The organism is Yoonia rosea, from assembly GCF_900156505.1.
GTDB lineage: Bacteria > Pseudomonadota > Alphaproteobacteria > Rhodobacterales > Rhodobacteraceae > Yoonia > Yoonia rosea.
Window position 1 is genome coordinate 1,109,476 of sequence record NZ_FTPR01000001.1, and the last position, 20,549, is coordinate 1,130,024.

At 59.1% G+C, this 20,549-nt stretch carries 19 protein-coding genes; 8 read left to right on the forward strand and 11 right to left on the reverse strand.

Annotation, left to right across the window (positions count from 1 at the left end; genetic code table 11):
* The first annotated feature begins 13 nt into the window (after positions 1-13).
* Both B0B09_RS05435 and B0B09_RS05440 read left to right on the forward strand, forming a co-directional pair.
* Positions 14-1,252 (forward strand): efflux RND transporter periplasmic adaptor subunit, encoded by a 1,239-nt coding sequence (locus B0B09_RS05435; protein ID WP_076658670.1) that lies wholly within the window; start codon positions 14-16, stop codon positions 1,250-1,252.
* Positions 1,249-4,941: an efflux RND transporter permease subunit gene (locus B0B09_RS05440; RefSeq protein ID WP_076658671.1), complete on the forward strand. Its 3,693-nt coding sequence runs from the start codon at positions 1,249-1,251 to the stop codon at positions 4,939-4,941. Before B0B09_RS05435 ends, B0B09_RS05440 begins: the two co-directional genes overlap by 4 nt.
* Positions 4,942-4,989: 48 nt before the next feature.
* On the opposite strand, the gene B0B09_RS05445 is transcribed toward B0B09_RS05440, so the two are convergent.
* Positions 4,990-6,816, reverse strand: a complete 1,827-nt coding sequence (locus B0B09_RS05445) for an ABCB family ABC transporter ATP-binding protein/permease (RefSeq protein WP_076658672.1) — start codon at positions 6,814-6,816, stop codon at positions 4,990-4,992.
* 66 nt (positions 6,817-6,882) lie between these two features.
* Positions 6,883-8,088 (reverse strand): LysM peptidoglycan-binding domain-containing protein, encoded by a 1,206-nt coding sequence (locus tag B0B09_RS05450; RefSeq protein ID WP_084190730.1) that lies wholly within the window; start codon positions 8,086-8,088, stop codon positions 6,883-6,885.
* Between the two features lie 110 nt (positions 8,089-8,198).
* Between B0B09_RS05450 and B0B09_RS05455 the strand changes: the two genes are divergently transcribed.
* The gene (locus B0B09_RS05455) at positions 8,199-8,753 is read left to right on the forward strand and encodes an LOG family protein (RefSeq protein WP_076658673.1); all 555 of its coding nucleotides are present in this window, start codon (positions 8,199-8,201) and stop codon (positions 8,751-8,753) included.
* Here B0B09_RS05455 and B0B09_RS05460 read toward each other — a convergent pair.
* The 9 genes from B0B09_RS05460 to B0B09_RS05500 form a co-directional block, all read right to left on the reverse strand.
* Complete coding sequence (locus tag B0B09_RS05460; RefSeq protein ID WP_242654345.1) at positions 8,748-9,758, reverse strand: pyridoxal-phosphate dependent enzyme; 1,011 nt, start codon at positions 9,756-9,758, stop codon at positions 8,748-8,750. The genes B0B09_RS05455 and B0B09_RS05460 overlap by 6 nt on opposite strands.
* A 33-nt stretch (positions 9,759-9,791) precedes the next feature.
* Entirely contained in the window at positions 9,792-10,391 is a 600-nt protein-coding gene (locus tag B0B09_RS05465; protein ID WP_076658675.1) for a superoxide dismutase, read from the reverse strand.
* Between the two features lie 117 nt (positions 10,392-10,508).
* The gene (locus tag B0B09_RS05470; protein WP_076658676.1) at positions 10,509-10,874 is read right to left on the reverse strand and encodes a VOC family protein; all 366 of its coding nucleotides are present in this window, start codon (positions 10,872-10,874) and stop codon (positions 10,509-10,511) included.
* A 169-nt stretch (positions 10,875-11,043) separates the two neighbouring features.
* The gene (locus B0B09_RS05475) at positions 11,044-11,412 is read right to left on the reverse strand and encodes a cupin domain-containing protein (protein ID WP_165689293.1); all 369 of its coding nucleotides are present in this window, start codon (positions 11,410-11,412) and stop codon (positions 11,044-11,046) included.
* Complete coding sequence (locus B0B09_RS05480; RefSeq protein ID WP_076658677.1) at positions 11,409-11,978, reverse strand: sarcosine oxidase subunit gamma; 570 nt, start codon at positions 11,976-11,978, stop codon at positions 11,409-11,411. The genes B0B09_RS05475 and B0B09_RS05480 overlap by 4 nt, the downstream gene beginning before the upstream one ends.
* Positions 11,971-14,982, reverse strand: a complete 3,012-nt coding sequence (locus B0B09_RS05485) for a sarcosine oxidase subunit alpha family protein (RefSeq protein WP_076659808.1) — start codon at positions 14,980-14,982, stop codon at positions 11,971-11,973. Before B0B09_RS05485 ends, B0B09_RS05480 begins: the two co-directional genes overlap by 8 nt.
* Positions 14,979-15,308, reverse strand: coding sequence for a sarcosine oxidase subunit delta (locus tag B0B09_RS05490; protein WP_076658678.1), 330 nt, complete (start codon positions 15,306-15,308; stop codon positions 14,979-14,981). Before B0B09_RS05490 ends, B0B09_RS05485 begins: the two co-directional genes overlap by 4 nt.
* Before the next feature lie 279 nt (positions 15,309-15,587).
* Positions 15,588-15,917: a hypothetical protein gene (locus tag B0B09_RS05495; RefSeq protein WP_131824996.1), complete on the reverse strand. Its 330-nt coding sequence runs from the start codon at positions 15,915-15,917 to the stop codon at positions 15,588-15,590.
* 32 nt (positions 15,918-15,949) lie between these two features.
* A complete protein-coding gene (locus tag B0B09_RS05500; protein ID WP_076658680.1) occupies positions 15,950-17,194 on the reverse strand; it encodes a sarcosine oxidase subunit beta family protein in 1,245 nt (414 codons plus the stop codon).
* 205 nt (positions 17,195-17,399) lie between these two features.
* Here B0B09_RS05500 and ccmI point away from each other — a divergent pair, with 205 nt between their 5' ends.
* The 5 genes from ccmI to B0B09_RS05525 all read left to right on the forward strand — a co-directional run bounded on the left by ccmI (position 17,400) and on the right by B0B09_RS05525 (position 20,548).
* Positions 17,400-18,602, forward strand: coding sequence for a c-type cytochrome biogenesis protein CcmI (gene ccmI, locus B0B09_RS05505; RefSeq protein ID WP_076659809.1), 1,203 nt, complete (start codon positions 17,400-17,402; stop codon positions 18,600-18,602).
* Entirely contained in the window at positions 18,599-19,075 is a 477-nt protein-coding gene (ruvX, locus tag B0B09_RS05510; RefSeq protein WP_076658681.1) for a Holliday junction resolvase RuvX, read from the forward strand. The genes ccmI and ruvX overlap by 4 nt, the downstream gene beginning before the upstream one ends.
* Positions 19,072-19,317 (forward strand): DUF1289 domain-containing protein, encoded by a 246-nt coding sequence (locus B0B09_RS05515; RefSeq protein WP_076658682.1) that lies wholly within the window; start codon positions 19,072-19,074, stop codon positions 19,315-19,317. The genes ruvX and B0B09_RS05515 overlap by 4 nt, the downstream gene beginning before the upstream one ends.
* A gap of 140 nt (positions 19,318-19,457) precedes the next feature.
* On the forward strand, positions 19,458-20,018 hold the full coding sequence (locus B0B09_RS05520; protein ID WP_076658683.1) for a helix-turn-helix domain-containing protein: 561 nt from the start codon (positions 19,458-19,460) through the stop codon (positions 20,016-20,018).
* Positions 20,015-20,548, forward strand: a complete 534-nt coding sequence (locus B0B09_RS05525) for a GNAT family N-acetyltransferase (RefSeq protein ID WP_076658684.1) — start codon at positions 20,015-20,017, stop codon at positions 20,546-20,548. Before B0B09_RS05520 ends, B0B09_RS05525 begins: the two co-directional genes overlap by 4 nt.
* Position 20,549: the final 1 nt, after the last annotated feature.

Sequence of the window (20,549 nt, forward strand, 5' to 3'; positions counted from 1 at the left end):
GAGAGCTAAAAACATGAAACTCATACCGATCATTACAGCACTCTTGGTGCTTGCTGGCCTTTATATGGTCGTCTTTGAACGGGATGTGCTTCTCGGCGTCGCCCAGACCACCACGCAGGACGAAACCGTCATGGACGCTGCTGATGCCACGGCTCCGGAAAGCGTGGTTACAGATACTGCCGCGGTCAGTGTTGTCGCGATGCATTCCGTAGCGCAAACCATTGACAGCGCAGTGATCTTGCGCGGCCGCACCGAGGCCGCACGCAAAGTCACGGTCGCTGCTGAAACTTCGGGCCTTGTGATCTCGGAGCCGTTGCGCGCCGGCGCATCGGTGAATGCGGGCGACGTTTTGTGCCGGCTGGACCCGGGCACACGAGAAGCGTCATTGGCCGAGGCGCGCGCGCGACTGGCCGAGGCCGAAGGCCGCGTCCCCGAAGCACAGGCCGGTGTGCTGGAAGCGAATGCGCGGGTGCGCGAGGCGGAAATCAACCTCAACGCGGCAAGCCAGTTATCCGAAGGCGGTTTTGCCTCTGAAACCCGCCTTGTCAGCGCGCAGGCCGCGATGGAAGCCGCAGCAGCCGGCGTGCAACGCGCCAATTCCGGTGTGGCGTCAGCGCAGGCCGGTATCCAGTCGGCGCAGGCTGCCGTTGCCTCCGCTTTACGCGAAATTGACAAATTGACGATCACCGCCCCCTTCTCTGGCTTGCTTGAAACGGACACCGCCGAGTTGGGCGCGCTCTTGCAACCAGGCGCACCCTGTGCCGCGATCATCCAGCTTGATCAGGTGAAACTGGTGGGTTTTGTACCCGAAACCGATGTTTCCAAGATCACCGTCGGGGCCATGGCTGGTGCACGGCTGACCAGCGGCGCACAGGTTCAAGGCCGCGTGACATTCCTGTCGCGCAGTGCTGATGAGTTGACGCGCACATTCCGCGTGGAAGTCACGGTCGAGAACAGCGATCTGGCGATCAGCGACGGACAGACGGCGGAAATCCTTGTCGCCTCTGACGGGCGCACGGCGCATCTGATCGCGCAGTCCTCGCTGACGCTGGATGATGACGGTGTTCTGGGCGTGCGCACAGTGGCCGAGGATGACATCGCGAAATTCATGCCTGTTACCCTGTTACGCGACACTGCCGAAGGGGTCTGGGTCACCGACCTGCCCGAAACAGTTGATATCATCACGCTGGGTCAGGAATTTGTTGTCGACGGGGTGCGCGTGGCACCCACGTACACGGATGCCAAAGGATGACCGGTCTCGTTGATTGGGCCGCAGCCCGCGCGCGGATGGTGCTGGCCTTTATTGCGCTCTCGCTGCTGGCGGGGGGCATGGCCTATGTCGGACTGCCCAAAGAGGGCGAGCCGGACATCGAAATCCCCGCGATCTTTGTGTCGGTCCCCTTCCCCGGCATATCCGCCCAAGACAGCGAAACCCTGTTGGTCAAACCGATGGAGACCGAACTGTCCGATCTTGACGGGCTGAAATCCATGAGCGCCACTGCCGCCGAAGGCTATGCGGGCATGGCGCTTGAGTTCGAATTCGGCTGGGACAAAACCGAGATCCTTGCCGACATCCGTTCGGCCATGAACAACGCCGAGGCGCAGTTCCCTGCCGGCGCGGATCAATACTCGATCAATGAAATCAACTTTTCAGAATTCCCGATTGTGATCGTGAACCTCACCGGCCAAGTGCCCGAGCGCACTTTGTTGCGGGTGGCCAAGAACCTGCAGGACCGCATTGAAGGGATTGATGCGGTCTTGGAGGCAGGGCTTGCCGGTCAGCGCGATGAAATGCTGGAGGTCGTGATCGACCCGCTCCGTCTTGAGGCCTACAACGTCACCGCAGGCGAATTGATCGGCGTTGTAACCAACAACAACCTGCTGATCGCCGCAGGCGAGGTGGACACCGCGCAAGGGACGTTCTCGGTCAAGATCCCCTCATCGTTCGATGAACCGCAGGACGTCTATAACCTGCCCGTCAAAACCAACGGTGACCGCGTGATCACGCTGGGTGATCTGGCCACGATCCGGCTGACATTCGAAGATCGGCTTGGTACCGCGCGCTTTAACGGCGTGAACACAGTGGCCTTGCAGGTGGTCAAACGCAAAGGTTTCAACCTGATCGATACCGCCGCATTGGTCGAAGAGGCGGTCGAAGCCGAACGCGCAAGCTGGTCGCCCGAGCTTCAGGAGGCGATCCAGGTCGGTACCTCGAACGACCAGTCCCGCAATGTGGCCTCAATGGTCAGCCAGCTGGAAGGTTCGGTTCTGACCGCAATCGCGCTGGTGATGATCGTGGTTCTCGCGGCCTTGGGAACGCGTCCTGCGCTACTGGTGGGCTTTGCAATTCCGACATCATTCCTGTTGTGTTTCGCCCTGCTTGCCGTGATGGGCATCACGATTTCCAACATCGTCATGTTCGGCCTGATCCTTGCCGTCGGTATGCTGGTGGATGGCGCCATTGTCGTGGTCGAATACGCCGACAAGCGCATTAAAGAGGGCACAGGCCCCATGCACGCCTATGTCGAGGCCGCCAAGCGCATGTTCTGGCCGATTATTTCTTCCACTGCCACCACACTCTGCGCCTTTCTGCCGATGCTGTTCTGGCCCGGTGTGCCGGGGCAATTCATGGGGATGCTGCCTGTCACCCTGATCTTCGTACTCTCGGCATCGCTGGTTGTCGCGCTCATCTATCTGCCCGTCATGGGTGGCGTGACAGGCCGGATGAGCCGGATGTTCGGCAATGCATCTGACACGCTGCGCGCCCGTTTGCCGTGGGTGGTGCGTGCGGCCCTCGTCGTTCCGTCTATTATGATCGTTTTTACGGGTGCCATGCTCACACTGAACCCCGGCTATCTGACCGGTGAGGCCGTGCAAACGCGTGGTCTGGGCGATTCCCTTCCCGGTATGCTCGTGTTCCTCCTCGGGGCCTTCGCATTGTCGATCACCATCGGGGCCGCCAAGATCGAACGCGAAGCCAAAACAATCAAAGCGGGCTACCGCCGCTCGCCCTTTGGCCACTTCATGCACTTCGTCGCAGGCAACCCCATCATGCCGCTTGTCACCGTGGCGGCTGTCGTTTTCACCGTCATTTCCATCTTTGGCTACTACGGCTCAAACAACAACGGGGTCGAATTCTTCGTCGAATCCGAGCCGGAACAGGCCATCGTCTATGTCCGCGCCCGTGGAAACCTGTCGCTTGAGGAAAAAGACGCGCTGGTGCGGCAGGCCGAAGATATCGTGCTGGCCCATCCGGGCGTGATTACCGCCTTTGCCTTTGCCGGTGACGGCGGGTTGAACACGGATGCGAGTGGGGCCAGCACCCCCAGCGACACCATCGGGCAGGTGCAGCTTGAAACCATTCCATGGGAAGACCGCGCCGGTATCGCCGAACTGGACGGTGATGTGGTGCTTGCCGAATTGCAGGAGCAGCTCAATACAATACCCGGGATCGAAACCGAGATCCTGGCCCAATCCCGTGGTCCTGCCTCGGGCAAGCCGGTGCATCTGCGCCTGAAAAGCGACAACTGGGACGACCTGATTGCCGCCACCAACACAGCGCGCGCGCAGTTCGAACAAACACCGGGTTTGATCACGATCGAGGATTCCCTGCCCCTGCCCGGTATCGACTGGCAGATCGACGTGGATGTCGAAAAAGCGGGCCGCTTTGGTGCCGATGTCGCGACCGTAGGTGCGATGGTGCAGATGGTCACGCGGGGTATTCTGCTTGATACGATGCGCGTTGACAGCTCGGACGAGGAAATCGAAATCCGTGTCCGCCTGCCCGAGCATGACCGCGTTCTCTCAACCCTTGATAGTCTGAAAGTCCGGACCAATCAGGGCCTGATCCCGCTGTCAAACTTCATCACCCGCACCCCTGTCGCGAGCCTCGCGCAGATCGACCGCATTGACCAGAAGCGCTATTTCGATGTGAAGGCGGGTGTCACCGCCGGGCTGACCAACCTTGTCGTCGACGGTGAAAATGTCGCCGTTGTGCGGATCGTGAGCGAGGAGGCATCCGGCATGGACCGCTATGCGGTGCAGACGCTGCTGGGTGATATGACGTCTGCGCGTCTGACGGCCCTTGTGGACGCGGGCGACATCTCAGAGGTGCCGCTGAATGCCAATGAACGGATTGCCGCGTTGACGGACTGGCTCGACACCAACCCCCTGCCCGCATTCATTGAATGGGAATGGACCGGCGATCAGGAAGAACAGGCCGAATCCGGCGCGTTCCTGCAAACCGCCTTTGCGGGTGCGCTGGGTCTGATGTTCATCATCCTGCTGGCGCAGTTCAACAGCATTTATAACTCTGTTCTCGTACTGATGGCGGTGGTGATGTCCACTGCGGGGTCTCTGGTCGGGATGCTGGTGATGGATCAACCGTTCTCGATCATCATGACAGGCACAGGCATTGTCGCACTGGCGGGGATCGTGGTGAACAACAACATCATTCTGATCGACACCTATCAGGAATACAGCCGCTATATGCCCAAGACCGAGGCGATCACGCGCACCGCCGAAGACCGCATCCGCCCTGTGCTTTTGACGACGATCACCACAATGGCGGGGCTTGCGCCGATGATGTTTGGCCTCAGCCTTGATTTCATGAACGGCGGCTATTCCATCGACAGCCCGACAGCGCTTTGGTGGAAACAATTGGCCACAGCAGTGGTCTTTGGCCTTGGTATCGCAACAATGCTGACGCTGGTTTTCACCCCCTCCATGCTGGCCCTGCGGGTCTGGTTTGTGACCTATGTGCAATGGTTCGCACAACTCTTGGCGAAACTTTCAATGGGTCGCAGCAGCCGCGCCGCCCGCGACTGGGCCCTGTCGCGACAGGCCCGCCGGATGAAAGCGCCGGAGATTATCTGGGATGATCCAAGTGCGGCGATCTTGGCACCCATCGCGCCCAAACAACCAGTACAAGCGGCAGAATAAAGACAAGGCCCGCGCGAACGGCGGGCCTTTTGATCCGGTCGACGCGAACTAGACCGTCGCCTCTTCTTCCTCGGACTGCCTGTTCCACAAATGCGCATAGCGCCCTTCGGCGGCCAGCAGGTCGTCGTGGCGGCCTTCTTCGACAATGACGCCGTTTTCCAACACCACAATCAGGTCGGCATCGGCGATCGTCGACAGGCGGTGCGCGATCGTGATGACAGAACGCCCCTCGCCCATCGCCTTCAACTCGGCCTGAATTTCCCGCTCGGTTTCGGTATCAAGCGCGCTTGTCGCCTCATCCAACAACAGGATCGGCGGGTTCTTCAGCAAGGTGCGCGCGATCCCCACCCGCTGCTTTTCACCACCCGAAAGCTTCAACCCACGTTCACCCACAGTCGTTTGATAGCCGTCTGGCAGGCTGATGATAAAATCGTGGATTTTGGCGGCTTTGGCCGCGGCGATAATCTCGTCTTCAGTGGCGGTGGGCCGCCCGTAGGCAATGTTGTAATGCACCGTGTCGTTGAACAGCACGGTATCCTGCGGAACAACACCGATCTGTGCGTGAAGGCTCTCCTGCGTCACATCCCGCACATCCTGCCCGTCAATCAAAAGCGCGCCGCCGCTGACGTCATAAAACCGGAACAGCAACCGCCCAATCGTCGATTTGCCGGACCCAGAAGAGCCCACAATCGCCACGGTCTGACCCGGTGCCACCTCAAGGCTGACGCCTTTCAGGATTGGCCGCGCGGCATCATAGCCAAAACTGACGTCCTGCAAGACAACACGCCCGCCTTTCACCTCAAGCGGTTTCGCGTCCGGTTTATCTGTCACCTCGGCGGGCTGTTCGAGCAGGTCAAACATATCGCCCATATCAATCAGGGCCTGCCGGATTTCGCGGTAAACGGTACCAAGAAAGTTCAGCGGCATCGTGATCTGGATCATATAGGCATTGACCATGACGAAATCGCCCACGGTCAAATCGCCCCGTTGCACACCCAAGGCAGCCATGACCATCACGGCGACCAGACCACCGGTAATCAATACCGACTGGCCGAAATTCAGAAAGGCGAGCGAGTAATTGGTGCGAATGGCGGCGTTCTCATAATTCGCCATCGCCACGTCGTAGCGGTCAGCCTCCCAGCGTTCTGCACCGAAATACTTGACCGTTTCGAAATTCAGCAGGCTATCGACCGCCTTCTGGTTCGCATCGGTGTCCTGATCGTTCATTTCCTTGCGGATTTTGACCCGCCATTCCGTCACCTTGAACGTGAACCAGACATAAAGCGCGATCGTCAGCACAACGACCGCCAAGTACCAGACATCAAACAGGAAAAACAAAATGACCGAGATCATCAGCAGCTCAAGAATCAGCGGCCCCATTGAGAACAGCAAGAAGCGCAGCAGGAAATCGACACCCTTTACACCGCGTTCGATGATCCGCGACAAACCACCTGTCTTGCGGGTGATGTGATAGCGCATCGACAGGCGGTGGATATGGGTAAAGGTTTCAAGCGCCAGCTGCCGCAAAGCCCGTTGCCCGACGCGCGTAAAGACCACATCGCGCAATTGCTGAAAGCCCACCGACATCAGCCGCGCCAAACCATAAGCCAGCGTCAGCCCAACGGCCCCCAACCCCAAGACAGTCGCCGCCGTCGCCTCCTCGGGCGCCAATGCATCAACAGCCTGTTTATAAAGAACAGGTGTGCCGACCGCGATCACCTTGGAAAGCAAGAGCACGGCCAGCGCAATCACGACACGGCGCTTGACCCATGTCTGCCCCTCTGGCCACAGATAGGGCACGACGCGCCGGATGACGTTCCACCCCTGGATTTGGGCATCGCTCAGGTTGGCATCGGTTTTCGCTAGACCACGCATAGAAACTCCACGACTTGAGGCGTCATTCCTAAGCCTGTGATCCAAAGATGACCAGAGGCCTGCGCGCTATTGCGTGATCTCGGGGATACGAAAGATTTGACCAGGGTAGATCAGGTCAGGGTCGCGGATCAGATCGCGGTTTGCTTCAAAGACCTCGACATAGAAAATACCCGCACCAAGGTTCTCTTCGGCAATGGCCCAGAGCGTCGCACCGGGTTGCACGGTACGCACCGCCACTTCAAAGCCCTCGACGGCTGTTTCCTCGGCCAGCACTGCTGCCACGTCAGCGGCCTCCTCGCGTCGGAACGGCGTTTCAAGGCGTGAAACCACACCACCCTCTGTATCGACCTCGTCAATGCGCAGCGTGTACACACCTGTTGCGATATCGGGCAGATCAATCCGCCAGTCGCCGCCTTCGGTCACGGGCGAGGCTGTCACCGGTTCGTTGTCGATATAGACCTGCACAGCCCCGTCGCCTGTGGCCCGGCCGGAAAGCTGCACTTCACCCTCTGGGTCATAAGTAATCGCATCCAGCGCCACGTTTGGCCGGGCCTCGGGTGTTGCGAGGGTGGGGCTCGCCTGCACGACACGCACACCATCCGCATCCGCTTGCAACACCGTGGGCGCAACGGGTGCCGCAGGCGCAAGGTCAGCATCCGGGACCGTCGGGGCTTGCGGTGAGGCAACAGATGGCGTGTCGACCGTGGCAACCTGTGCTGGATCGACTGGTGCTTGTGGTGCGGCCTCGGTGACAGCCGGTGCGGGGTCCTCAGCCGCGGCGATGACGACCGGGGCCGCAATGGGCGCCACCATGTAACTTGTGGTCGAGGCGACCGCTTCGCCCTCTGGATCTGCCAGCAAAGACAACCTGCGTGGTTGTGCGGCAGGGCCTGCGACGGGAAGTGAAACGAAATTACCCACTGAGTCGGCAATGACGCGGTCAATCGCTTCACCTGCCAGAATAACATCAACGGTTTGCCCCGGCTGGGCGCGCCCCGCGATCACCATGCTGCCGTCATGCTCTACGCGGAACGTATCGAATTCTGGCACCTGCTGCGCTTGCTCTGGCTCGGGAGCTTCGGCCACGACCTCGGGTGCAGGTTCCGGTGCAGCGGCTGCGGGCGTCACAACAGGCGTCTCGGCAACGATATCAGCGGGCGGTTCGCCTACATCCGCCTGCGGCATCATCAGGAAAATCAAAACACCAATGGCCATAGCAGCAAGACTGCCCAGCACCACAGGCTTTGCGCCTGATTTCACGTTTTCTTCCACGTTTCACCCCTTTTACACTGCCCGCTGTAGGCAAACCCAAAGTCAAGGTTGAGACACCTTAACAACGCCGCTATGACCGGTCAAAGCGAAGCTAGCGCGAAGGAACCACAATGTCTGCATATCCAAAATCAGTTTGCGTCTATTGTGGCTCTCGGGACGGTGCCGCACCGGCCTATGCCGAAGCCGCCCAAGCCACAGGCGAGATGCTGGCCGCCAATGGCTGGCGTCTGGTCTACGGTGCCGGTGATGTGGGGCTGATGGGCCGTGTGGCCAATGCGGTTCAAGCGGCCGATGGCAAGACCTTTGGCGTGATCCCCACCCATTTGATGGATTGGGAAGTCGGCAAGCGCGACCTTGATACGTTTGTGGTGACCGAAACAATGCACGAGCGTAAGAAGGTGATGTTTATGAACGCCGACGCCATTGTCGTGCTTCCCGGCGGCGCGGGATCATTGGATGAATTCTTTGAGGCCCTCACCTGGCGGCAGCTCAAACTTCATATCAAACCGCTGATATTGCTCAATACCGAAGGCTTTTGGGACCCCTTGCGCGATCTGCTGGTGCATGTCGTCGACGAAGGTTTCGCGGGTGACGACATCCTGTCATTCGTACACGTCGCCGAGGATGTTGCCGATCTGGAAGCAAAACTGAAAGCGCTGCTATAGCGCCTGCATCAATGCGCCATATCGCTCCATCGAAATATTCGACCCACAGGCGATAATCCCGATCCGACGCCCTGCGAGCTCTGCCTTGAGCGGCCCGACGATGGCCGCAAGAGACGCCGCACAGGCCGGCTCTGCCGTGATGCGCAGTGTGTTTTGATAGATATCCATCGCCGCCAGCATCTCGTGGTCTTCAATCTTGACGATCTGGTCAACATAGGCGCGGCTTACGCCGTAGGTCAGCGGCAGCGCCAGCGGTGCGCCAAGACTGTCTGCGATGGTGGCAACTCTATCGAGTTGCACCGGCTGACCCGCTGCAAAGCTTTGCGACATACTATCCGCACCGAAAGGTTCAACACCGATCACCGTGGCAGCGGGGTTCATTTGTTTGATCGCACAGGCCATGCCGCTGATCATGCCCCCGCCCCCGATAGGGATGACGTATGTGTCAATCTGCGGTGCCTGAGTGGCGTATTCATAGCCACAGGTGGCCGCGCCCAGCACCATGTGCGCTCCCTCGAACGGATGCATCAGCGTGCGGCCCGCACCGGCGGCCACGTTCATCGCGGCAAAAGCCGCAGCCATATCATCGTGCAAAGTGACGGTCGCACCCAGCGCCTGACAACCTGCAATGCGGACGGGATCAGTGGCCTGTGGCATCGCGATCAGGGCGTCAACGCCCGCGGCCTTGGCCGCCCAAGACACCGCCAAGGCGTGATTGCCACCGCTGGCAGCGACGACACCTGCCGCACGCTGCGCCGCGTCCAGATTGCGCATCCCCAGCAAGGCACCGCGCGCTTTGAATGATCCGGCTTGTTGAAACAGTTCCAGCTTGACCGTAACGTCCGCGCCCTCTGGCAACAGCCCGTGCCAACGGGCAGAGCTCAACGGCAGGATCGGTGTTTCAATCAGGTCTGCTTGCACTTGGGCATTCGCGGCAACGATTTCGTTTAACCTTGGTCCGATCATCACTTCCTCCAAGCAAAAGGCCCGTATGAGCGATGTCACACGGGCCTTCCAGATTGTCCAGATCAGACAGGATTACATGCGCGAAGCGACGTTTTCCCAGTTGACTAGATTATCAAGGAAGTTGGTCAGATAGGCCGGACGCTTGTTGCGGTAATCGATGTAGTAGGAGTGTTCCCATACATCACAACCCAACAGGGCGGTCTGGCCAAAGCACAGCGGGTTCACGCCGTTCTCGGTCTTGGTCACGGCCAAAGATCCGTCCGCGTTCTTGACAAGCCAGCACCAGCCCGAACCGAACTGGCCCGCACCTGCCGCGCTGAACTGCGACTTGAATTCGTCAACCGAACCAAAGCTCTCGACCAGTGCTTTTTCAAGCTCGCCCGGCATCGCGCTGGCATGCGGGCCCATCATTTCCCAGAACTGGTTGTGGTTCCAAAGCTGGCTGATGTTGTTGAAAATCCCGTTCTGCGCAACCGCAGATTTGTCGTAGGTGCCGACAATGATCTCTTCGAGGGATTTACCCTCCCACTCGGTGCCTTCAATCGCCTTGTTTCCGTTGGTGACATAGGCGTTGTGGTGCAGGTCGTGGTGGAATTCGAGCGTTTCGGCGGACATGCCTTTGGACGCCAGCGCATCATGTGCATAAGGAAGGTCGGGAAGGGAAAAAGCCATTTCTCATATCTTTCTGAGTTAAGGACAGGGATATAACGTACATGTCACATGGACAGCGAAGGTCAAGGGTGCGCGGCAGGACACGGTCGTCTGATTGCTGAAATCTGTGTGTGACAGTCAGGGTCCCGCAGGTTGCCAAAGCTCGATCGGGTTGCCTTCTGGGTCGTGGATGCGTGCAAATTGCCCGACACCGTCCATCTGTATGCGATCAGTCGCCGTGATCCCTGCCCCTGCCAGTTCGGCAAGCGCAGACTCCAGATCAGCCACGCGAAAGTTCAGCATGAAGGCACGGTCTTTGGGAAAATAGTCTGTGTCCGCATCGAAGGGCGACAGGATGGTTATACCTTCCTGCGTGATCCAAGGCCTGTCGTCCGGCCCGGTTGGAACCGGATTGATGCCCAGATGGGTGTGATACCACTGCGCCAAAGCGGCAGGATCCTTGGCGCGGAAGAACACGCCACCAATTCCCAAGACCTGAACCATCTTAGTCTATCTCCTGATTGCGCAGTCCGATCATTTCGGAAAACCCACAAAAAAGCAATGAACGGACCACTATGGACACGCCGCAGCGCGTGAGCACAAACCGCTGAACTATCATTCCGACGCGCGGCTGTTTAGGTTCCGCAACGCCCTAAAATTACGCCCGCCATACCTATGCGAACTGGATAATGACCGCTTCGAAATCGACGTCGCTGATGACAACCGTATGATGGCCCTTCCCATACGTGTCTTGCATATGCCACACATCGCCTGGCCCGATGTCGCGTGCCTCTCCGTCACTGGCGGTCACGCGGACCATCCCTGCGAGACAGATCAGTTTTTGCGCAACAGGCGTCGGGTGAATGGGTTCATCCCATCCTGCCTTGAGCCGCAGAAACATGGTTCTTTTGGCTGCCTCGGGCGGGGAAACCGCGATCGCTTTGGCTGGGGGTGCAAAAACCCGCTCTTCAAGGATGACCGTCACATCCTCCCAATGGCTTTCACCGCTCTCATCGACAGAGAGCTTGTGAAAGGTCATCATGATGGAAAATACCCGACTTGCCCTGCCTTGGCAGAGGCCGCCAAAAGGTTGAACGTATATTCCGCGACAGAGCGGAAGCAGATCACCTGAAACGTATCCTCATCGCGCATCCAGAAGGCCGCAGCCACCTGCCCCAGACGCGTGCGGCGGAAATCGCCCGGTTTGAAGGTGTCAGGATGCAGATCAACAGGCGCGAGTTTCGCGATCACCTCGCGGCAGAACGTGCCTTCGACAATCAGCACCGCCCGCGCGTCTGATACGTTCTCGGCCAGATAATGCGTACCTGTCAGCGCCTTGTCGATCGCGGCGATGGCCTCGGTCACTTCTGCATATGGCACGAGGATGAGCATCTCATCGGGCGACATCCAGCAGAGGCCCTTCTTACCCTCGCTCTTTGCTTGACCCTGCGCAGGCAAACCGACGCCAGACAGCCCTGTGCAAACAGCGCGCAGCTTTTTGTCCGCCAGATCACCGCGCAGGATAATCATGCCCTGCAAGCCAGCTTCGCGGATCGTCACTTCACCGGGGGCAACCTTGCCTTGTAATGCGCTGACAGCATTAGACATTCTGCTTCTCCCCTTCTTTATCATAGACGACAGGATCAACGATCTTTGCCTGCACGGTTGTGCCATCGACTTTGTTGAATTCAATGACTTCGCCAATCCGATCAGGCCCGCAATGGACCAGCCCCATCGCGATACCGCGCTCAAGATTGGCAGAATAATAGGTCGAGGTCACACGGCCTTGGGTATTGCGCTGTCCGTTGGCATTCGTCCCTTTGGCAATCGCATAGGCCCCGTCCGGCAGAACCGAGCCATCCTCGGTCTCAAGCCCGACCAGTTTCCAGCGGTTCGGATCGGCCATATGGCTGCGTTCATGTGCGCGTTTGCCAAGGTAGTCTTCTTTCTTCTTCGACAGCGCCCATTGCAGATTGAGATCCTGCGGGATCACCGTACCGTCGGTTTCATCCCCGATCATGATAAAGCCTTTCTCGGCGCGCAGGATGTGCAGGGTTTCGGTGCCATAAGGCATGATTCCGAATTCCTCGCCTGCTTCCATCAGCGCGGCCCAGAACGCCGCCCCCTGCCCGGCAGGGACCGCAATTTCATAGGACAACTCGCCCGAGAAAGAGATGCGGAAGACGCGCGCATCAAAATCGCCGATGTTGCCTGCCGCATAGGTCATGAACGGCAGCGCCTCGGCGCTGACATCCATGCCCCCCATCTTGCGCAACAGTTTGCGCGCGTTCGGGCCGACCACGGCGATCTGGGCGTATTGCTCGGTGACATTGGCCACATAGACTTTCCAGTCCCACCATTCGCATTGCAGCCAGTCTTCCATGTGGGCGTGGATACGTTCGGCCCCGCCGGTGGTGGTGTGACACAGCCACGTATCCTCGGCCATGCGCACGACAACGCCGTCATCCATCAGGAACCCGTTTTCAGAACACATGAGGCCGTAGCGGCATTTGCCCACAGGCAGCGTCGACATCATGTTGGTATACATCATGTCCAGAAACTTGCCCGCATCCGGCCCTTTGACAATCAGCTTGCCAAGGGTTGAAGCATCAAGCAGGCCAAGGTTCTCGCGGGTGTTCTTCACTTCACGGTTCACCGCATCATGGACCGTCTCACCGGGGCGGACATAGGCAAAGGGCCTGCGCCATTGGCCGACAGGTTCATTGTCGGCGCCATGCGCGTTGGACCACTCCGAGATCGGCGTCACGCGCAGCGGCTGGAACAGTTCATCACGTGCGGCACCCGCAATCGACGCCATCGAGATCGGCGTATAGGGCGGGCGGAAGGTAGTCGTGCCCACGTTGGAAATATCCGCATTCAGTGATTGCGAAAGGATCGCCAGACCGTTGATATTGCTCAACTTACCCTGATCTGTTGCCATCCCCAGCGTGGTATAGCGTTTGGTATGCTCGACGCTCTCAAAGCCTTCTTGCGCGGCCAGTTGCACATCACTGACCTTCACATCGTTCTGGAAATCCAGCCACGCCTTGGACCGCAGCGCATGGTTCGCGCCCTGCGGCATCAGCCAGACAGGGGAAATCGGGCCTTCGGCCGCATCCTCGCCCATGGGTCCCTGCGGGCCGCGTTTGGTATGCCCTGCCGCTTTCGCCGCTGCGCGCCCTGCGGCCCAGCCATCGCTGACCACTTCGGCGGTGAACAGATGCCCGTTGGCAATGCCTGCGGTCATCACGAATGCCTGCCCATCAGCGCCAGTTGGCGCGCGGTCAGGATCAGGGCGGAACATCACCTGATCCGCATCCCAGTTCAGTTTGCCCCCGCAGTGCGACCACAGGTGCACCACCGGTGACCACCCGCCCGACATCGCCACGCAATCGCAGTCGATTTCCTCAAGGACCCCGCCTTCACCGGCCTGCGCACTAAGTGCGACGCCAGTGACGCGCTTGCCGCCCTTGACCTTGGCAATCCCTTTGCCCAGCTCGATGCGGATCCCGAGCGCACGGGCACGGTCGATCAGGTCGCCCTCGGCTTCCGCGCGCGCATCAACGATCACGGGCACATCAAGACCCGCCTCTTTCAGCACAATCGCCGTGCGGTATGCATCGTCGTTATTGGTCACAACGACGGTCCGGTCGCCAATGGAGACGCCGAAATTCACCGCATAGTCGCGCACAGCCGAGGCCAGCATCACACCGGGCAAATCATTGGCTGCAAAGGACAAAGGCCGCTCAATCGCGCCTGTCGCGGTGACAATTTGCTTGGCACGGATCCGCCACAGGCGCTGGCGCGGGCCTTCCGTATCAGGGGCGTGATCGGTGAGGCGCTCATAGGCCAGCACATAGCCATGGTCATAGACCCCTGCCCCCATGCAACGCAGACGCAGGTCAACGTTTGGCATGGCTTCAAGTGCTTTGACCGTGGCATCAATCCAGTCCTGTGCAGGCATGGCATCAATGGTCGGCGTATCAACCACCGCACGCCCGCCCCAATCGGCGCTCTGTTCGACCAGCAACACCCGCGCACCGCGCGCACCTGCGGCATGTGCGGCCGCAAGACCGGCAATCCCGCCACCCACGACCAGCACGTCGACATGACAGTTGAAGTGCTCGTAGGTATCCTGATCGCGGTCTTTGGGCGCGCGGCCCAGACCCGCCGATTTGCGGATAATCGGCTCATAAACATGCTTCCAGAACGACCGCGGGTACATAAACATCTTGTAGTAGAAACCGGCAGGCAGGAACCGCGACAGATGGGTGTTGATCGCACCCACATCGAATTCGAGGCTGGGCCAGTGGTTTTGCGACTGCGCGGTCAGCCCCTCGAAGAGTTCGGTCGTCGTCACCCGCGCATTGGGTTCGAACTGCGCGCCTTTGCCAAGGTTCACGAGGCCATTGGGCTCTTCCGCGCCCGAGGCCACAACGCCGCGCGGACGGTGGTATTTGAACGACCGGCCCACCAGCATCTGGTCATTGGCCAGCAACGCCGAGGCCAGCGTATCGCCTGCGAACCCGCGCAAGTGCTTACCATTAAACGTGAATGACACAGCCTTGTTTTTGTTGATCAAACGGCCCTGTCCGGCCAGACGGGTGCTCATGTCAAATTCCCCCAAGACCAGCCGGGACGTGCGGCTGAAATCTTGTCTTTAATCTCTTGTGGCGGCTCAGGCATCTGGGCCGGATAGGTCCCGAAAACCTGCAATGTATTGGTGCAGCGTGCGGCCAGAAACCATTTGCCGCAGCCATAGGCATGGCGCCAGCGTTCGAAATGCACGCCTTTGGGGTTCTCGCGCATAAAGAGGTAATCCTCGAAATCCACATCCGATGCGCCGGGCCCTTCGCGCTTCAGATGGGCCTCGCCACCCGCGTGCAGATCGGTCTCATCGGCATCGACGCCGCAATAGGGGCAATGCAGGGTCAGCATGGTTGAACCTCAGTTTTTTGGAAACACAATGCGTTCAGAACGGAAGGGATATGAGCGAAAATCCCCCACGCATAAGGGCGAACAGGCACTAATTCCGCCGATATCGCACAGCCACAGCCCGCAGGGGTCGCAGCGCGGTGGCCTGATGCTAGGCTCATCTCATGGAACTTTTGCTGATTGTCATAGGGGGAATTCTCTCGACGGCCATAATCTTTATGGTCATCGACGGGCTGCGTGGTGGACTGCCCGAGGATGACGAGGACGGTTTTGAATAGATAATCAGCCATGAAAATATTCCCAAAGCAAACCGCCAAATCCCCATTGCAGGGTCCCAATGATGAGTGCAAAGCCCTGCCAGTTTAGAGCTCGCTTAACCGTATTGGTTTTAAAAGGTTCCGGAGGCTCACCATCATCGTCCATAATGTAGCTACCTTGAGCGCGGCTCTGGAGGAGATTAGTTACTGTCCCAAAAACTACAATCGCGAACGCGACAGTAAATGAGCCGAAACGCTCGAACAGATTGTTACCAAAATATATCTGGGCAACCGCACCTAAGCACGCACCGACTGCCACAACAAAAAGCGCTGAGGTAAGGGGGTACTTAAGCACAAGTTCAGAAATTTGGCGAGGTTGGGAATGTATCAATGCGCCACCCCTGCTGCCACGCTCTCATCAATGAACTTGCCCTCGCGGAAGCGGAACATGCTGAATTCGTCGGTCAGGGGCGATTGTCCCTTGGCCATCAGCTCGGCCATGGCCCAGCCTGAGCCGGGGATCGCCTTGAACCCGCCGGTGCCCCAGCCGCAGTTGACAAACACGCCCTCGACAGGGGTTTTCGACAGGATGGGCGATCGGTCGCCCGTCACATCCACGATCCCGCCCCATTGGCGCAGCATTTTTAGCCGCGCAATCATCGGGAAGGTCTCGACCAAGGCGCGCACGGTTTCCTCGATATGGTGGAACGATCCGCGCTGGGTGTAGTTGTTGTAGCCATCCGTGCCGCCGCCGATGACCATTTCACCCTTGTCAGACTGGCTCATGTAACCGTGGACGGTGTTGGCCATCACGACCACATCCATGCAGGGTTTGATCGGTTCTGATACCAAAGCCTGCAACGCCACACTTTCAATCGGCAAACGGAACCCTGCCATCTGGGCCAGTACGCCGGAATGCCCCGCCACAACCATGCCCAGTTTATCGCAATCAATCGCGCCTTGGGTGGTATCGACGCCCACGACCTTGCCGTTTTGCTGACGCACCGCTTGCACTTCGCATTGCTGGATCACATCCATGCCCATATCGGAACAGGCCCGCGCATAGCCCCAGGCCACCGCATCATGCCGTGCGGTACCACCGCGCGCCTGCCACAACCCGCCCAGCACCGGATAGCGCGGGCCGTCAATGTTCATGATCGGGCACAGTTCCTTGACGCGAGCGGCATCAATCCATTCGGTCGTCACCCCTTGCAGCGCGTTGGCGTGGGCGGTGCGTTTATAGCCGCGCACCTCATGCTGGGTTTGGGCCAGCATGATCACGCCACGGGGGCTGAACATGACGTTATAGTTGAGATCCTGCGACATCGTTTCATAAAGCGAACGCGACTTTTCATAGATCGCGGCAGACGGATCTTGCAGATAGTTCGAGCGGATAATCGTCGTATTCCGCCCCGTATTCCCGCCACCCAGCCAGCCTTTTTCAAGAATGGCTACATTGGTAATCCCAAAGTTCTTGCCCAGATAATAGGCCGTGGCCAAGCCATGCCCGCCCGCACCCACGATAATCACGTCGTATTTCTTTTTCGGCGCGCGCTTGGCCCAGGCGCGGTCCCAACCTGTGTGCTGGCGCATGGCTTCTTTGGCAATGGCAAAGGCGGAATAGCGTTTCATCGGGGTCCAGAATCCTCTGTCTCGGGCGGCACTGCTGTTGCATACTATCTGGACCCTGTGCCTGTCCAAGAGGATACTATCAGCGGCGCATAGATTGCCATTTACGACATGCGGGCCGACACCCCGAAACGGCATAGGGTCACAGCCCCTTTTCATGCCCGCCTCGGGTGGTTATGTCAGCCGCAACGAAAAGGACGAGAAACATATGATTTTCTGGATTGTTTGCGCTGTTCTGACGCTGGCTGTGACAGCGCTGATGGTCACGCCTCTGGTGCGGCCCAAAGAGATCGGCGACGACAACCCAGATATCGCCATTTACCGCGCCCAATTGGAAGAGATCGACCGCGATCTGGAACGCCAGTTGCTGGAACCCGAAGAGGCCGAGCGCGCCCGCACCGAAGTGGCCCGCCGCCTGTTGGCTGCCAGCAATGCCGCTGTGAAACCGACAGCGGCCAGCAAACCCAACCGCTGGCTGCCTGCGGCGATTGCTGTGCTGATGCTGGGCTTGGGTTTTGGCACCTACTGGATGATTGGCGCACCGGGTTATCCCGATATGCCGCTGCAGGCCCGGCTCGCCGCCAGCGAGGACATCCGTGCAAACCGTCCCTCGCAGGCCGCATTGGAGGCCGCAGCCCCTGTACCGCCGCCCGCCCCCGATGTCCCTGACGAGTACCGCGCGGCAGTCGAACAGCTGCGTGTGATTGCCCCAACCCGCCCCGATGATCTTGAGGCCTGGTCGCGGCTGGCCATGGCCGAGGTGGAATTGCGCAATTATGCGGGCGCCGCCGCCGCGCAGGAACAAGTGGTCGCCATCAAGGGCGATGCGGCCGAAACCCTTGACCTGCAACGCTTACTTGATCTCAAGGTCGTTGCTGCCGGCGGCTTTGTCTCGCCCGAGGCAGAAGAGCTGATCGGCGATATCCTTGATAGCAACGCAGGCAATATCGCGGCACGATATTATCTGGGGTCGCTCTATAACCAGACGGACCGCCCCGATCTGGCCCTGCGGCTGTGGCGCGAGATTATCGAGAACGGTGATCCTGCGAATTTCCACGTCGCCAGCGCCCGCGCGCAGGTGGGCGATGCGGCCTTCCGCGCGGGGGTGGAATACGCCCTCCCCGAGGCACGCGGCCCGTCATTCGCACAAATGGATGCGGCACAGGATATGTCCGAAGAAGACCGTCAGGCCATGATCGGCGGGATGGTCGCGGGTCTTGCCGACCGGCTTGCCACCGACGGTGGCCCCGCCGAGGACTGGGCGCGCCTGATCCGCGCCTATGGTGTACTGGGTAATCTTGATGCTGCGCGCACTGTCTGGACCGAAGCACAGCAGGTCTTTGTCAGCAGCATGCGCGGGATGGAGATCCTCACTAATGCGGCCCGTGATGCGGGCGTGCTTGACGAATGATCCTGGAAACCCCCGAAGAATTCCTGGGCGTGATCCCGGCCCATGGCGCGCTTGCGGGGCTTGATCTGGGGACGGTGACCATCGGTGTGGCGGTATCGGACGTGTTGCAATCGGTGGCGACCCCGGTGACCACGATCAAACGCAAGAAATTCGGCGTTGATGCGGCGAAACTTCTGGAACTGACGACACACCGCATGTTGCAGGGGATCGTGCTTGGCCTGCCGCGCAACATGGACGGCAGCGAAGGCCCCCGCGCCCAAGCCACCCGCGCCTTTGCCCGCAACCTGTCGCGACTGACCCCCCTCCCAATCACATTCTGGGATGAACGGCTGTCCACCGTCGCCGCCGAACGCGCGCTGATCGAGGCGGATACGTCACGCAAACGTCGCGCCGAGGTGATCGACCATGTTGCCGCAAGCTATATCCTGCAAGGCATGTTAGACCGCATGCGCAACCTGAGGGACGATTCGTGAGCAAACCTGAAAACACCGATCACATCTGGTCCCGTGCCGAGATCGAAAGCCCCTGCATCAAGATCTGCGTGATCGAGCCGAAAAGCCGCCTTTGCACAGGCTGTCTGCGGTCCATCGACGAAATCGGCGCATGGTCACGGATGACGCCCGAGGTCCGCGCCGAAATCATGGCCGAACTGCCCGCAAGGGCCAGCCAGATTACGCAACGCCGTGGCGGACGCGCAGCGCGGCTGAAGTCCTAGGTCGTCTTTCCGCGCGGTGGTCGCAGGTCACACATTTTGCAAAGTCGGCTGTGCGGGACAAACCGCTCTTTCGCTGCGTCTGCGCCAACGGCAGCTTCCAAGGATTGACAAAAAACCCATATAAGAGAATTATCCCGAATATGGGAATCAACACTCTCTCCGAAACGTCAAAACTGGCACAGCATTTGCGGAGTCTTCGCGAGCGGTACGGTATGACCCTCGTCGCTCTCGCGGAACGCAGCGGAACCAGCCGCGCAACGCTGTCGCGTATCGAAAATGCTGAAGTGAGTCCGACCGCCGAAACACTTGGGCGTCTTGCAACCGTTTACGCGCTGCCCATCTCGCAATTGCTGGCACCTCTGGATGAGGTGTTTCAGCCAGTCGTTTCGCGGAAAGATCAAGCGGTTTGGAATGACCCAGAGCATGACTTTTCTAGAAGAAGCGTCTCACCTTCGAACGGCCTGCTCACAATTGAGCTAATCGAAGGCCAACTCGGCAAGGATCAGTTGATCACTTACGCCGCGCCCGCGATCCCGGGTCAGGAACATCATGTCTATGTTTTGTCTGGCAGAATGGAAATCACTGTCGAAGGCGTCGTGCACGACCTCAAGGCGGGGGACTGCCTTCGCTACATCCTTTTTGGGGAGACAGCTTTCAAAACAACCTCCAGCTCCTGTCAGTATGTGATTGCTCTCTCATGACCAAACCAACCATTTCGATCACTGCCCTTGCACCGTCCGATATCGAAACGCATCTCGGTGATCTGACCAAGGTGCTTAGGGACAGTGTCCTTGATGGTGCCGCCATCAGCTTCATGGAGACTTTGACGGACGCAGAGGCGCAAAGTTTTTGGCAAAGCGATGTCCGTTCCGGTGTAGAGTCTGGAAGTCGTCTTCTATTCGGGGCTTTCGTTGATGGCCGACTTGTTGGCACCGTCCAGCTAGTTGTGAGTATGCCGCCCAACCAGCCTCATCGGGCAGAAATCTCGAAAATGGTCGTCCATCCTGAGAGCCGCCGTCTTGGTCTGGGCAAAGCGCTCATGACCGCTGCGCTTGCTGCGGCAGAACGCGCGAACAAGACACTCGTGACGCTCGATACGCGCACTGGTGACGTATCCGAAGCCCTCTATCGCAGCGTGGGTTTCGAGCAGGCTGGCGTGATCCCCGATTTTGCCTATGACCCTGATGGACAAACGCGCCACGCAACAACCTATATGTATAGGTACCTTTGAC